Origin of the sequence: Mycobacterium bohemicum DSM 44277, assembly GCF_001053185.1 — a bacterium.
GTDB lineage: Bacteria > Actinomycetota > Actinomycetes > Mycobacteriales > Mycobacteriaceae > Mycobacterium > Mycobacterium bohemicum.
This window is the reverse complement of record NZ_CSTD01000001.1, coordinates 1,268,780-1,284,663: the sequence shown is the minus strand read 5'-3', so window position 1 is coordinate 1,284,663 and position 15,884 is coordinate 1,268,780. Positions and strand designations below refer to the sequence as shown.

At 68.7% G+C, this 15,884-nt stretch carries 3 protein-coding genes and 1 pseudogene; all 4 read right to left on the bottom strand.

From position 1 onward, the window contains the following. Positions 1-59: 59 nt before the first annotated feature. The 4 genes and pseudogenes from BN971_RS05880 to BN971_RS05865 all read right to left on the bottom strand — a co-directional run bounded on the left by BN971_RS05880 (position 60) and on the right by BN971_RS05865 (position 15,766). Positions 60-2,287: pseudogene (locus tag BN971_RS05880) on the bottom strand (acyltransferase family protein). A gap of 84 nt (positions 2,288-2,371) precedes the next feature. After that, positions 2,372-4,522: an acyltransferase family protein gene (locus BN971_RS05875; protein ID WP_245836648.1), complete on the bottom strand. Its 2,151-nt coding sequence runs from the start codon at positions 4,520-4,522 to the stop codon at positions 2,372-2,374. A gap of 128 nt (positions 4,523-4,650) precedes the next feature. Next, the gene (locus BN971_RS05870) at positions 4,651-6,000 is read right to left on the bottom strand and encodes a hypothetical protein (RefSeq protein WP_139027051.1); all 1,350 of its coding nucleotides are present in this window, start codon (positions 5,998-6,000) and stop codon (positions 4,651-4,653) included. 43 nt (positions 6,001-6,043) lie between these two features. Beyond that, positions 6,044-15,766 carry a type I polyketide synthase gene (locus tag BN971_RS05865; RefSeq protein WP_085180213.1) on the bottom strand — a complete coding sequence of 3,241 codons (9,723 nt, stop codon included), beginning with the start codon at positions 15,764-15,766 and terminating at the stop codon, positions 6,044-6,046. Positions 15,767-15,884: the final 118 nt, after the last annotated feature.

The window sequence follows — 15,884 nt, the reverse complement described above, 5'->3', positions numbered from 1 at the left end:
TCTCGTTACTGGGCGAAGGAAGCGCGCGACCGGCGCGCGTTGCGGGCGTGCGCTCCATGTCAACCCGGGGCAAGTGCGCGGTCGGCCAGGGCGCCCACAACGGGGGCCAAAAGCCGACTGTATTCGAACGTCACGTGGTCCTGATCCCGATATACCAGGGTGTTGCCGACGATGACCGGGCAGCGGTCGGCGGTGCAGAACAGCTCGGTGAGGTCGGCGTACTGCCCGCCGTCGGCTTTGGTGGCGGCGGACTCGGCCGCGATGCCCGCGCGGTTCACGGCCTTCGACGTCGGCGGCGAGCATGCGCTCGCGTCGTCGAGGTGGAGGGACAGGCATAGGGGCACCACCGACTGCGGGTCCGGGATCGCGCCAAGCACCAGCACTGCCGCACCGGTGCGGCGCAGCTGTTGCACTTGACGGGTCAGGCCGGCGATCCACGCCGGGTCGTAGGACGTGAAACCCGACGCCCAACCGTATTCGGCGCCGTATCGCCGCATCATGCTCAGCACGACGAGCCGCGGATGCTCGGCCTGTAACCGGGCAAGGATCTGACCCCGCCACTGCTCACACTCGGTGTACTCCCGGCCGAACAGGGGGATGGCGATGGGCAAATCCAGCAAGGGGCAGTAGCCCTTGGCCAGGGTCTCGAGCCGCCAGTGCCGCTGCGCGGCGACCTCCTCGAACGCCGGCTCCCACATCGCCGCGTTCGAGTCACCGACCAGGGCCACCGTCGTCGACGAGGCGGTGTCGCCCGTCGCGCACTGGGGATGATCGACGAGGAGAATATCGCGCAGGCAGCCTTTGGAGCCGAGTGGTCTTTCCTTGGCGTCGGCAAGCGGCGGATTCAGGTTCGAGGGGACCGCTTTGAGGTCGGCCGAGGCCGTGACCGCGGCCTGCACCTGCGCGAACGCCTGCCGGATCGCCGCGTCGTACGCGGCGATGTCGGAGCCGTTGGGCGGCTCCGGATCGCCGCGTCGTACGCGGCGATGTCGGAGCCGTTGGGCGGCGGCGTTGCGGTGATGGTCAGCGCGGGCGCTGCCGGGCCACGGCCGACCGGGGTGGGCACCACGGCCAGCAGCGCCACACCCACGCAGACCGCTACCGCGGTGGCGGCACCGCCGACCGCGAGGCTGCGGGAGGCTGACCGGCGCACCGGACCGGCGAACCGCAGCGGGTTCTCGATGAAACGGAGGGTGAGCACGGCCAGCCCGAGGGAAAGCACGATCGCTGCAATTGCCGGCCAGAGCGGTTGCTTCGGCCATGCCGCGGCAGGCATCGCCACCAGCAGCACCGGCCAGTGCCATAGGTACCACGAGTAGGACACTCGCCCGATGGCCCGCATCGGCCGCACCGCCAGCGCGCGGCCGCATCCCCGCGCCGGGGCTGCGCAGCCGGCGCCGATCACCAGTGCCGCGCCCAGCACGGGCAACAGTGCGGCGGTACCCGGGTAGGGCGTGCTCCGCCCCAACCGGATGCATGCCAGCAGGATGAGGGCCAGGCCCCCCCATCCGGCGATGGCGGCAGACAGTGGCGGGAGTCGACGCCATTGGCCGGCGGTGAGGGCGACCAGGCCGCCGACGGCCAACTCCCAGGCCCGGGTGGGCAGCGAAAAGAACGCCACCGGAGGTGCGAGGCGAGTGGCCACCAGCGACAATGCAAACGACACGACTGCGACCAGCGCCAGCACCACCAGATACGGGCGCTCCGAGGAGTCGGCTGGGGCCGCGGCGCGCCGCCGCGCACGGCGGATGAGCCAGGCCGTCGCGATGATCAAGGCCGGCCACACCAGGTAGAACTGTTCCTCGACGCCCAATGACCAGTAGTGCTGGAACGGCGACGGCGGCAGGTTGGTGGCGAGGTAGTCGACGCCTTGGAGCATGAACCTGTAGTTGCTGACGTACAGCGCGCTGGCGATGCCGTCATCGATGATGCCTCGGGAGAGCAACGCGGGCACCAGGGCCGCCGCGCCGAGCATGATCACCACGCCGACCGTGGCGGACGCCGGCAAGAGTCGGCGGGCCCGCGCACCGTAGAAGCCGGCCAGGCGGACGGTGCCGGTGCTCCTCGCCTCGCGCCAGAGCAGTCCGGTGATCAGGAAGCCGGAGATGACGAAGAACACGTCCACGCCGACGAACCCGCCGCCCACGCCGGGTATGTCGGCATGAAAGAGGACAACGGCCACGACCGCAACCGCGCGCAGGCCCTCGATGTCTGGGCGAAATCCCGTTTTTTCCGAGCGTCGACTCGGTACTGCTTGGGTGGGGCTAACGCTGTCAGCCGGGTGCAAGGTCACCTACTTGGAAAAGGACGCGTCCGTAGAGTCGACGCATTATCACACACCTGCCAAACAGGCCGGATCGATTCCGCGAGGTCAACGGTGGGCGAGGGCAAGGTCGGCCAGCGCCCCGATCACCGGGGCCAGCGCGCGGGCGTATTCGAGTGTGACGTGGTTGCCGTCGAAGTACACCAGGGTGTTGCCGACGATGTCCGGGCAGCGGTCGGCGGTGCAGAACAGCTCGGTGAGGTCGGCGTATTGTCCGCCGGCCGCCCGGGTGGCGGCGGCCTCGGCCGCGATGCCGGATTTGTTGACCGCCGTCGATATCGGCGACGAGCAAGCCGCCGCGTCCTCGAGATGCGACGACAAGCAGATTGGCGCCGCCGCGCGTGGAACCGGGATCGGCCCCAGCACCAGCACCTGCGCACCGGCGCGACCAAGCTGCTGCACCAGGCGGGCCAGGCCGTCGTTCCACGCGGGGTCGTAGGACGTGAAGCCCGGCTTGTAGCCGTGCCCGAAGCCATACCCGCGGTACATGCTCACCACGACCAGCCGCGGGCGCTCGGCCTGTAACCGGGCGAGGATCTGGGCGCGCCACTGGTTGCACAAGGTGTCGGACACCGCGCGACGGATGGCGTCGGTGATGGGCAATTCCATCGGGGTGCAGGCGCCCTTTCCCAGGGTCTCCAGCCGCCAGTGCCGCTGCGTGGCGATCTGCTGGAACGCCGGGCTCCACATCGTGGCGTGCGAGTCGCCGAGCAGGGCCACCGTTGTGGTCGAGGCGGTATCGCCGGTTGCGCACTCGGGCTGTCCGACATCGGTGAGATTGCGCAGGCAGCCGTTTTGAAACTCGGCCCTGTATTCGGCCGCCGCGCCGGCGAGGGGTGGGTTCAAGTTCGACGGGACGGCCTTGAGCCCGGCCGATGCCGTGACCGCGGCCTGCACGTGAGCGAACATCTGCTGCACCGCTGCGTCGTAGGTGTCGACGGTCGACCCCGCCGGAGGCGGTGTTGCGGTGATGGACAGCGCCGCGGCCGCCGGGCCGCGCCCGACCGGCACGGGAATCGATCCCAGCAGCGCGACGCCCACCGCGACCGCCATCGCGGTGGCGGCGCCGCCGAGCGCGAGGCTGGTCCGGGCGGAGTCGCGGATCCGAGGGGCGAATCGCAGCGGGTTCTCGACGAGCCGCAGGGTGAGCACCGCCAGCCCGCCGGAGAGCAAGACCGTTACCAACTTGCCGGCCAGACCGAGGGGGTGGCCGAGCAACGGAGGTGCGAGCACCAGCACCGGCCAGTGCCACAGGTACCACGAGTAGGACACCCGGCCGATCGCCTGCATCGGCCGAAACGCCAGTGCGTGGCCGCATCCCTGCGAAGGGGCGGCGCAGCCGGCGCCGATCACCAGGGCCGCACCCAGCACGGGCACCAGCGCGGCAACGCCCGGATACGGCGTGGCCGGGCCCAACCCGGTGCAGGCCAGCAGAATCAGGACCAGCCCGGCCCAACCGCTCAAGGCGGCAGCCCGTGGCGTCAGCCGGCGCCACCGGCCGGCGGTCAGCGCCACCAGCCCGCCGGCGGCCAACTGCCAGGCGCGGGTGGGTAGCGAAAAAAACGCCACAAACGGCACCACATAGGTGATCGCCAGAGACAGGACGAACGACACGGCTGCGACCAGCGCCAGGACCACCAGATACGGGCGTTTCGAGGAGGTCGCCTGGGCCCTGGTGCGCCGCCGCACCAGCCGGATGAGCCAGGCCGTACCGATGATCATGGCCGGCCACACCAGGTAGAACTGCTCCTCGACGCCCAACGACCAGTAGTGCTGGAAAGGTGATGCCGCCCTGGACGCGGCGAAGTAGTCGACTTGTTGCGCGATAAACCAGTAGTTGCTGACGTACAGGGCGCTGGCGATGCCGTCGTTGATGACCAGTGGGGCCTGCAGCGGGGGTAACAGCACGGCCGAGGCGATCATGGTGATCATGCCGACCGTTGCCGATGCCGGCAGCAGTCGGCGGGCCCGCGCTCCATAGAAGCGGCGCAGCCGGACGGTGCCGGTGCCGTTGGCCTCGCGCCAGAGCAGCCCGGTGATCAAGAAGCCCGAGATGACGAAGAACACGTCCACCCCGACGAATCCACCGCCAACCCCCGGTACGTCAGCGTGAAACAGCACCACGGCGAGCACCGCGACGGCGCGCAGGCCTTCGATGTCGGGGCGAAATCCCGGTTTTTCCGAGCGTCGACCCGGTATTGCCTCGGTAGGGCTAACGCTGTCGGCCGGGGCCAAGGTCACCTACCTGAAATGCAGACGAGGTCATGGAATCGAGGCATTATCACACAGCTGTAGAATGGGCTGGGCCCATTCGACAGCAATGGCGATCAGGGGCAGATCCCCACCCACATCGGGTCATTCTCCAGCTGCGGGCACCGGGTTATCAGACCGCGCACGGACTGCTCGGTGTTGATCGCGGCGGGAATCGGTGACAGAGCCAGAAAGACGATCGCGACCGCGAACCAAACCCGGGTGCGCCTGGTGGCCGCCCGGGCGGATTCAGGTTGACGGCTGGCGTAGAGCAGATAAACCACGCCAACGTCGAAAGAAATTGCTATCCACCACCGGGTCCAATCGGCTGAGGTGGCGAAGACCGGAAGCAATAAGAGTGCCGCCAGTGTCACCCATGGGAGCCATCCCCGCACGGTTTGGCGAAATCGCCCGAAGGGCACGCCGGAAATACCCCTGATGACACCCAGCGTCAACGTGAGGATCACGATTCCCGCCATTGTCGACATGATCAATGGGGCCCAGCCGATCTGGTTGGGTCCGATGAAAGGGGTATTTCTTGTCGTGACGGTGATGAAGCGACACGTCCAGTCGTGATAGTCGACGTAGGCGTGTTCGCCGCGCGGACTCCGGCCGGGTGCCCAGCGGACGGCTCCGTGTGGCAAGCGAGCACAGTGCGACGACACGTCTCGCTGCCGCAGCAGCGCTATGGCCAGCGCGACCACCAAGCCCGGAGCCACGGCGAGCAGTGCGCTCAGGCGCCGCATTCTGGCCGAACCGTGCGCCAGGACCACGATCGCCAGGATCGCGCCGAGCGCCTGCAGAAACGGGACCGCCTCATGGATCAGCGTCAGGACCCCGACGGCCATACCATAAATCCCGCTCGCAACCGGTAGCGATCGATCCTTTTTCGCCAAGGCGAGCACCACCGCGAACACCGCCAGCGCCGCCTCTCCAAGCAGGTCGGGCGTTGGCAACATGACGGCGTGCACGAAGCCAAACGGCAGCACCGGGGTGAGCAGGGCCAGCATCAGCCGACGCTCGGAGCGGCCGAATCTGACTGCCGTCACCCACGCCACCGCCGCGATGCCGACCAGGAAGAGCGCCGGCATCAGCCAGCGCAACACCAACAGGCCGTCAAAGTAGAGATCTGCGGGAAAGAGGTTCAGGAGTTCGCCGCCGAGTCCCCGCCTGACAAAGCCCTGGCTGTAATCGACCGCGTAGTAGGGGAAGAATTGCAAATTGGGTTCGTAAATACTCGCGAAAACGACCCAAGACGCCATGTAGAGCAGCACGCACAGTCCGACGATCGCGTACACGAGCCTGCGCCGGCTACTCGGCTCATTCGATTGCAGCGCGCTTGGTAATTCCTCGGTTTGCACCGGACGACCGGCATCGAATCCGGCCTGCCGCAAGGGTGGACCCGTTCGCTCCGCTTCAGGGCTCATGCCGGAACACGCCCAGCGGGGCCGAGCGAAAAACCAAAGTTAGTCAGCAATCGATTTCAGCAATCAGATCGAATTCCGCGAAAGTCCCTGACACCATGTCCCGCAGCTCACTCTGGGTATTTTGCCGGCCGAGCACATACGCGGAGATTCTGAAAAAGATCTTCCCGCGACTGCGCCCCGAACCCACGAACAGTTGTCCGCCTATGTGCTCGAGCGTGCTTTTCTTGATATCGGGCTCGACGGACCTCAGGTACGCATAGTCGGCGTCGGTGCCGTCGGGCCGGTTCACCGCCGGGGGCAGGTCGCCGACATTGGAGACGGTGACGGGTTGGGTGACACCACCCGCTGCCAGCGCCGCCAGCCTCCGGTTCAACCGCTTCGGTACCAACGGCGCCAGTGGGAAGGTCGACAAGTACTCCTCGTCGGGGTTCTTCATCGCCGCGAGGATTGCTTCGGTGATCGTGGCGTGCATGTCCCGGAGGTCCGTCGCCGCGTGCGTGGGGTCGACGGCGACGTCGACGACGGTGAGCGCATTGCCACGGGTGTCGTCCTCGGTCCGAAGCGTGACCGGAAATCGTAGGGTGACCGTTCCGTCGGCGTGAGCGCGCCCCGCCCGCACCGCGAGCCTGCACGCGACTGCTGCCACAAGCGAGTTGCTGCTTGCGCCAAGGCTTTTCGCGCGGGCATCCCATTCCGTCAGGTCGACGTACGCGGTGAGGGCGGGCACCTCCACCACCCGATCACCGTCGGTGGCCCTCGGCGCAGGTGGTGGTGCCGCTTTGATCGAAGAGGTGAATTGTTTGCGGTCGGGCCAGATTTTTCCGGCCGCGGAAACGAAGGCCTTCCGTATTTCGGGGAGTTCTTTGACGGTTTGCCGGAGGTCCTCACGCACGGCGTGCCTGCGCTTGCGCGATCGCGCCGGCGGGTAGCCGAAGTCACGCACCCTGCCCTCGGCGGCATCCGCGATCGCCTGGCCAAGCCCGATCCCGTCGACGAGGGTATGCGAAACCACCAGACTCACCGCGGCCCCGCCGTCGTCGAGTGGAAGCACCCCGAGATGCCAGCCGGGTCCCCACTCGGGGTCGATGGGCAGGCGCGCCCGCTCGTCGAGCCAGGCGCTCACCTCGGCGCGCGGACGCGGCGTCGGGGCGATGTCGATGCCGTCCGTCGCCGCAGCCTTGACCCAGCGATCACGGGCGAACGGTAGCGGAGACCGCTCGATTCTGCGTCCCAACAACCCGCATCCCAGATTGCGGTGGAAACGCCGTAACGCATCAACGTCGACGGCATGGTCATAGAACCACGTGAACTGGGTCAGCGTGTCGTGCACCGCTCGCGCGGCGAGGAACATCGCCTGATCCACGTACGCGAGCCTGTTGTCCACCGGCTCATCGCCGCGGGCGCCGGGCTGAGCCGCCGGGACCCTGGGCGCGGCGGCGTCGGTGAGCAGGTCGGCCAGATGTCCGGCGAGCATCGCCGGAGTGGGATGGTCGAGGGCCACGGTTGCCGGCAGCGCCAGGCCGGTGTGCTGGTTGAGGGTGTTGCGCAGTTCCAGCGCGGTCAGCGAGTCGATGCCGAGGTCTTTGAAAGGCCGGTCGGGATCGAGCGCGGCAGGGTCCGGGTGGGCCAACACGGCGGCGGTCGTGGTGGTGACCATCGCCGTGAGAGCGCGGAGTTGCTGTTCGGGGGTTTGCGTGGCCAGCTGAGCCCGCAGGCCGCGAGCGCTGGCCGCGCTGGCGCGGGGGCGGCTGGTGGTCAGGGTCGACAGCATCGAGGGCAGGGCGCCGTGGCGTGCTTGGCGGGTCAGCGTGGCGACGTTGAACGGGCTGGCCACCAGGTTGGGTCGCTGACTGCTGAGTGCGGCGTCGAAGAGGGCCAGGCCGTGGTCGTTGGTGATGGGGGTCAGGCCGGTGCGGGCCAGGCGGGCCAGGTCGGCGGTGGTGAGGTGGGCGGTCATGCCGCTGGGGGCTTGCCAGTAACCCCACGCCACACTGGTGGCCGCGCGTTGGGCGTGGTGGCGGCGGCGGGCAAGCGCGTCCAGGACCGCGTTGGCGGCCGCGTAATTGGCCTGCCCGGGGCTGCCCAATATTCCCGCGGCCGAGGAGAACAAGACGAACGCGGCCAGGTCGCGGTCGGCGGTGAGGCGATGCAGATGCCAGGCGGCGTCGGCCTTGGCGGCCAGCACCGCGTCGAGTTGCTCGGCGGTCATGTCGCCCAGCGCAGCGTCTTCCAGCAGCCCGGCGGCGTGGATGACCGCGGTCAGTGGATGCTGCGCAGGAACGCTGTCCAGCACCGCGGCCAGGTCGGCGGCGTCGGCGGTGTCACAGGCGGTGACGGTGACTTCGGCGCCCAGCTGGGTCAGGCGCTGTGCAAGCTCGGCCGCACCGGACGCGGCCGGGCCGCTGCGCGACAGCAGCAGCAGGTGCCGGACGCCGTAGTGGGTGACGAGGTGTTCGGCGAACAGCGCGCCCAGCATCCCGGTGCCACCGGTGATCAGCGCCGTGCCCTCGGCGTCCAGCACGGGGTGCGGGATGAGGATGATCTTTCCGGTATGCATGCCCTGGCTCATGTCGCGGAAGGCTTGGGGCGCGTTCACCAAGCCGTAGCTGGTGGTGGGCAGCGGCGTGAGCGCGCCGGTGGCGAACAGCTCCAGCAGGGCGGTCCATGCCGGCCGCAGGGATTCCGGTTGCGCACTGGACAGGTCGTAAACCCGATAGTCGACCCCGGGATGGGCTGCGGCGATGTCGCCGGCCGCGCGGATGTCGGTCTTGCCGATTTCGACGAAAGCGCCTCCGCGGGGCAGCAATTGCAGCGACGCATCGACGAAATCCCCGGCAAGGCTGTTGAGCACGACGTCCATGCCCTGCCCGCCGGTGGCGGCCTTGAAGGTGTCGACGAAATCCAGCGTGCGCGACGACGCGATGTGCGCCGGGTCGATCCCCAGCCCGCTCAGCACGTGCTGTTTGTCGGGGTGGGCGGTGGCGAAAACCTCGGCGCCGATGTGCCGGGCGATCCGGATCGCGGCTTGCCCGACTCCGCCGGTGCCGGCGTGGATGAGCACGCGCTGCCCGGCCGACAGCCCGGCGATCTCGACGAGGGAGATGTAGGCGGTCAGATACACGATCGGCGCGGATGCGGCCGCAGTAAACGACCATCCGGCCGGGACGGGTACCACCGTGCGCTCGTCGGTGGTCGCGGTGGGTGCGAACGCGTTGTGCGGGAAAAGGCCCATCACCGCATCACCGGGACGCAGCGACGTGCCGGGGCCGGCGTCCAGGACTACCCCGGCGGCCTCGCTGCCCATGCCCTCGTCGGCGATGGCGCCCAATGCCACCACCACGTCACGGAAGTTCAGCCCGGCGGCGCGGACCTGGACGCGAATCTGGCCCGGCGCCAGCGTGTTTGGCGGATCGACGGGCAGCAGGGCCAGGTTGGCCAAATCTCCCTTGCGGGTGGTACCCAACTGCCAGGCCGGTGCATCCGGCGGGGCCAGGATCGGGGTGCGGGCCAGCCGCGGGATGCGGACGGCGCCGTTGCGCAGGGCCAGCTGTGGCTCGCCGGCCGGTCGCGCCGCCGCGATGGCCGACACCTTGTCCGCGGTGGCGGCGGACTCGTCGATGTCGAGCACGGTGATGCGGTCGGGGTGCTCGTTCTGGGCCGTGTGGATCAGCGCCCAGGCCGCGGCATGGGCCAGGTCGGGCACACCGTCATAGCCGCCGACGCTGACGGCGCGGCGGGTGATGATCACCAGGTGGGTCTGGGCGGCGTCGGGCCGGGCCAGCCAACGCTGCAACTGGTCCAACACGTCGCGGGTCAGGCTGTGCACCTGCCGCAGCGGATCGGCTTCGGGGGCGTCGGCTTCGGGGGCGTCGGGCAGGAGCCAGATCACCACCTCCGGACAGGGGGTCACGGTCGCCAGGGCGGTGTAGATCGGTCCCTTCCGCAGGCCGGCGGGAAGTCGGTCGGGTGAGCCGGTGACCACCGCCCACTCGGTGCCGGTGGCTGCTGCCGGGGAGGTGTCGTCGAGCAAGGGTGGCCAGCTCAGCTGGAACACGCTGTCACGCAGTCCGGGCGCCGCGGCCAGGTGCCCGCTGATGTCGGGCAGTTCGCGCAGGGTGATCGTTGCAACGGTGATCACCGGGGCGCCGGCGGGGTCGGTGGCGCGCAGCTCGAACGTCTCCTCGCCGGTGCGGCTCAGCTGGACGTGCAGCTGGGTGGCGGCGGTGGCGTACAGGGCGATCCCGCCGAACGCGTAGGGAAGCCGCAATGACGCCGAGTCGGCCGCACCGGTCGGGTCCATCACGGACGCCATCGCGTGCAGGGCGGCGTCGAGGAGGGCGGGGTGGATACCGTAGCCGGTGACGTCGGTGCCGGCGGGCAAGGCCACCTCGGCATGGATGATCTCGGGGTGGGCGGGGTCGGTGCCGATTCCCCGCAACGACCGGAACGGACCGCTGTAGCCGTAACCCCGCTGGGCCAGCCTGTCGTAGAAGTCGTCCTGGTCGACGGCCTCCACGCCCGCTGCCGGCAGGATCGGCGGGGTGGCGGGCTGGTCGGAGCTCAGCTCGCCGCTGGCGTGCAATGTCCACACGCCGGACTGGCCGCCGGTGCGCGAGTGGACGGTGAACGCGCGCTGCCCGGTGTCCCCGGCCGAATGCACGGCGATCTGCAGATCGGCGGGCGTGTCGTCGCCGAGCCGCAGCGGTGTGTGCAGAACAAGTTCGTCGATCACCGGGCAGCCGGCGTACTCGGCGGCCTGCAACACCACATCGATGAACCCGGTCGCCGGGAACAGCACGGTGTCGTGGACTCGGTGGCCGCGCAGCCAGCCCTGTGTGGCCGTTGACAATCGGCCGGTCAACACGACCTGGTCCTGGTCGGCAAGGTCGACCACCGCACCCAGCAGGGGATGCTCGGCCCGATCCTGGCCCAGCCCGGAAGCGTCACCGGTCGAGGCGGGGTTCAGCCAGTAGCGGCGATGTTCGAAGGGATAGGTGGGCAGCTCGATGGTGCGGGCGTTCGGGTACAGGGCGGTCCACGACGGGCTGTGACCGTGGTTGTGCAGGTGGGCCAAGGCGGTGGCCAGGTTGTCCCGGTCGGGATGGTCTCGATGCAACGTGGTGATCACCGCGGACTGCGTCCGTCCCGCGGCCTGGGCCAATGCGTCGGTGATCGCCGGGGCCAGTACGGGGTGCGGGGAAAGCTCCACAAACGTGTGCTCACCGGCGGCCAGTCGCTCGACCACGCGGTCGTGGAATCCGACCGGCTCGCGCAGGTTGCGGTACCAGTAGTCGGCGTCCATGGTGGTGGTGTCCAGCGGATCAGCCGAAAGTGCTTGGCCCACGGTGGAATACAGCGGAATGCTGGCGGGCATCGGAGTCAGGTCTGCGAGCTCTGCCAACAACCGTTCCCGCACCGCCTCGACTTGGGCCGAGTGCGAGGCGTAATCGACGGCGATCGACCGCACGTGGATGCCGTCGCGGTCGCAGGTCGCGCTGAACTCCTCGATCGCGGTGGGAGTGCCGCTGATGATGGTTTGGGTGGGGCCGTTGACCGCGGCGATGCTCAACACCGCACCCCAGGGTTGCAGGTGCGGCTGCAGTTCGTCGGCGCCCAGCAGCACCGACGCCATGGCGCCGGTACCCCCCAGGGCGCACAGTGCCTGACTGCGCCGCGCGACAACCCTGGCGGCCTCGGGCAAGGACAGCACCCCGGCGATGTAGGCGGCGGCGATCTCGCCCTGGGAATGGCCGATCACCGCGTCGGGAACGATGCCGTAGTGGCGCAACGCCTCGGCCAGCGCAACCATCATCGTGAACAGCACCGGTTGCACCACGTCGACGCGGTCCAGCTCCGGGGCGTCCGGATCCTGGCGCAGGACGTCGCGCACCGACCAGCCCGTGAACGGGCGCAGCGCGTTGTCACAGTCGTCGACGGTGTCGGCGAAGACGCGGTGGTGCTCGTAGAGCTCTCGCCCCATGCCTGGGTATTGGCCGCCCTGGCCGGGCAGCACGAAGACGACTTTGCCGCGCAGATGGGCCAGGTAGTGATGGCCGGTCAGCTGCGGATGCGGTTGTCCGGCGTGCAGGGCATCCAGGGCGTCCAGCAGCTCTTTGCGCGGATCGGCGGCGGCCACCGGCGCGGTGATCGCCGCCCGATACGGGTGCTGGGTGCGGGTGGTGGCCAGGCTGTAGGCCAGGTCGGTCAGATCGATGCCGGGATGGTCGCTGAGGTGTTGGTGCAACCGGTCCGCCTGTGCGGACAACGCCGCGGGCGTGCGCGCCGAGACCGGCCACAACAGCTGCCCGAAGTCCATACCGTCCTGGGCATGTCCGACCGGGGCTTCGGTGTCGGCCGGTTCGGCGGGCGCGATGGGGGCCTGTTGCAGGATCAAATGTGCGTTGGTGCCGCTGATTCCGAACGAGGACACGGCCGCGGTGCGGGGGTGGTCGGTGTCCGGCCACGGCACCGGATCGGTGAGCAGGCGGACGGTGCCGGCCGACCAGTCGATATGCGGGCTGGGGCGATCGACGTTCAGGGTCGGGGGCAAGCTGTCGTGCCTGAGGGCCTCGATCATCTTGATCATTCCGGCCACCCCGGCGGCGGCCTGGGTGTGGCCGATGTTGGATTTGATCGAGCCCAGCCACAATGGCTGCTCGGCGCCGCGGGCGGCGCCGTAGGTGGCGATCAGGGCGCCCGCCTCGATCGGGTCGCCCAGGGTGGTGCCGGTGCCGTGGGCTTCGACGACATCCACGTCGTCGAGCTCGATGCCGGCGTTGGCGACGGCCTGGGTGATGACGCGCTGTTGGGCGGGCCCGTTGGGTGCGGTCAAGCCGTTCGAGGCGCCGTCCTGGTTGATGGCCGAGCCGGCGATGACCGCCAGCACCGGGTGGTTGTTGCGCCGGGCGTCGCTGAGCCGTTCCAGGACCAGCACCGCCGCCCCTTCGCCCCAGCCGGTGCCATCGGCGTTGGCGGAGAACGCTTTACACCGCCCGTCGGCGGCCAGCCCCCGTTGGCGGGCGAACTCGGTGAAGACCGCCGGCGTGGTCATCACCGTGACGCCACCGGCAAGGGCCATGGCCGACTCGCCGTTGAGCAGTGACTGACACGCCCAGTGCGCCGCCACCAGCGACGACGAGCAGGCGGTGTCGATGGTGACCGCCGGGCCCTGCAACCCCAACGTGTAGGCGACACGACCCGACACCACGCTGGTGGACGAACCGGTCAGGCCGTATCCCTCCGCGCCGTCGGAACCGCCCGCACCGTATTGCTGCGACCAGGCCCCCACGAACACCCCGGTCTGCGAACCCGCCAGCTCGGCCGGATCGATTCGGGCGGTTTCCAATGCTTCCCAACACACCTCCAGCAGCAACCGCTGCTGAGGATCCATGGTTTGAGCCTCGCGCGCCGAGATCCCGAAGAAGTCGGCGTCAAACCCGGCCGCGTCAGCCAGAAATCCTCCGGCACGCGTGTAGGTCTTGCCCACCGCGTCGGGGTCGGGGTCGAACAGATCCGCCAGATCCCAACCGCGATCGACCGGAAACGCCCGGATCGCGTCGTCGCCTCCGGCCACCAGATCCCACAGCGCCGCAGGCGAATCCACCCCGCCGGGGAACCGGCACGCCATCCCGACCACGGCGATCGGCTCGTCCACCCGCACTTGCGCGTCCGCCGGCGCGGCGGCCGAGGCCGACCCGCCCAGCAGCTGGCCCAGGCGGGCGGCCAAGTCTTTCGGGGTGGGGTAGTCGAAGGCCAAGGTGGGCGGCAAATCGAGTTCGGTGACCGTTTTGAGCCGGTCGAGCAACTCGGTGGCCTTCACCGAGTCAAAACCCAGGTCCTGAAATGTGAGTTCGGCGTCGATGTAGTCAGGGCTGGGATGGCCCAACACACGTGCCGCTTGCGAACACACCTCGGCGGCCAGCAGGTCTTGCTGCTCGCGGCCGAGGGTGCGCAGGCGTTGGGCCAATTCCGAGGTGCCCCCGTCGGTTACGCCGGTGTCATCAACTTTCTGCTGTTCCGGCGCGCGGGTCGGCCCGCCGTCCATGCGGGTGAACCCGTCATGGAGGTACAGCTGTACGCAGTCACGTCGCCGGACCTTGCCGCTTGTGGTGGTTGGAATCGAACCGGCTTCCACCAGAACGAGATCCGCCACACTCAACCCGTGCGCCCGCGATATCGCCGCGGTGACTTCGCGCCTGACGACGCCCATCCGCTGCGCCGTGGCCTCTTCGGATTCTTCTCGCTTCTTGACTTCGACGATCGTGACCAGCTTCTCGACGCCGTCATCGTCGGCAACCGCGATCGCCACGCAGCGGCCATGGGTGATCTCCTGGATCGACGCCTCGATGTCGTCCGGAGAGTGGTTGCGCCCGTAGACGATCAGGAGGTCCTTGATGCGGCCCTTGATGAACAGCTCGCCGTCGGAGAAGAAGCCCAGATCCCCGGTTTTCAGCCACGGCCCCTCGGGCGTGCCGGCCGACGGTCTGGCAAGCGTTGCGCCGAAGGTGCGTTCGGTCTCGTCGGGCTTCTGCCAATAGGCGGTGGCCACGTTCTCGCCGTGCACCCAGATCTCGCCGACCGTTCCCGCCGGGCACTCGATCCTGGTCTCGGGGTCGACGATGCGAACCGTCAGCCACGGCGGCATGCCGTAACTGATCAGCGGCAGACCTTCCCCGCTCGCGCACCGCTTTGCTTGGCCGGCGGTCAGTTCGTCGGATTCGAACCACACGACTTCGGGTGGGTGACCCGACTCGCGGGTCGCCACGAAGACCACTGCTTCCGCCAGCCCGTAGGAGGGCCGTAACGCCTCGGGGCGAAGGTTGAAGCGGGCGAACCGCTCGGCGAATCGCCGCATCGTCGACGGTTGCACGCGTTCGGCACCGTTGAGGATGTGGCGCACGTCGCCGAGGTCAAGCCCGGCCAGGTCCTCGTCCGATGTCCTTAGCGCCGCCAATTCGAATGCCACGTTGGGGCCCGCCGAAAACACGCGGGTGTTGCTGGCCATCAGCTGCACCCACCGCGCCGGCCGCTGCAGGAATGCCAGCGGGGTGCTGATCACCGAGCGCAGTCCGCCCAGAACCGGCAGGACGATTCCCGTGATCAGACCCATGTCGTGGAAGAACGGCAACCACGACACGATGGTGGTGTCCGGCGGAGGGGTCCCGCCGAAGTAGGCGGTGACGATCTGGTCGAAGTTGGCCTGGACGTTGTGGTGGGAGATCACGACCCCGGCGGGCGTGCGCGTCGACCCGGAGGTGTATTGCAGATACGCGATCTCCTGCGCGGTTTCGGGTTCGGCACCCAGGCCGTGCTCGGCATCCAGGTCCAGCACATCAAGCTCGATGATCGCCGGCCGGGATTCGGCGGACAGCGACGCGACGGAGCCGGCGACGCTTCCCGCGACGTCGGACGTCGTCAGGATGGCGGTCGGAGACGCGTCACGCAGCACGGCACTGACACGCTCATCGCTGGCACCCCCCAGCGGAACGGACAGCGGAACCGCGATCTGCCCGGCCTGGAGTGCGCCCAGAAACGCGACGACGTACTCCAGTCCTTGGGGTGCCGATATCACAACGCGATCACCGGTTGACCCGTGCGCCTTGAGTTCCTGTGCGACGTTCAACGTCCGCCGATACAGTTGCGCCCACGTCAGGCTTTCCTCAACGCCCGCCCAGTCCTGGTCGTAATCGACAAACGTGAAGGCCGTCTGATCGGGCCGCAGACTGGCATGCTGCCGCAGCACCGCCGGGATGGACGGCTCAATCACGGCGTGAAGACAATTGGTGAGTAGGCGGACAGGTTGTGCTCGTGGGTGGGTTCAGCCAAGCAACCGATGCCCGGGCGAAACTCCCGGCTGTACCGCGCGCCGACCCGGCAGTCCTTCG

Bases quoted from the DNA above. Each gene is read 5' to 3' on its own strand.
- BN971_RS05870 (WP_139027051.1), bottom strand. From the start codon at position 6,000: ATGAGCCCTGAAGCGGAGCGAACGGGTCCACCCTTGCGGCAGGCCGGA.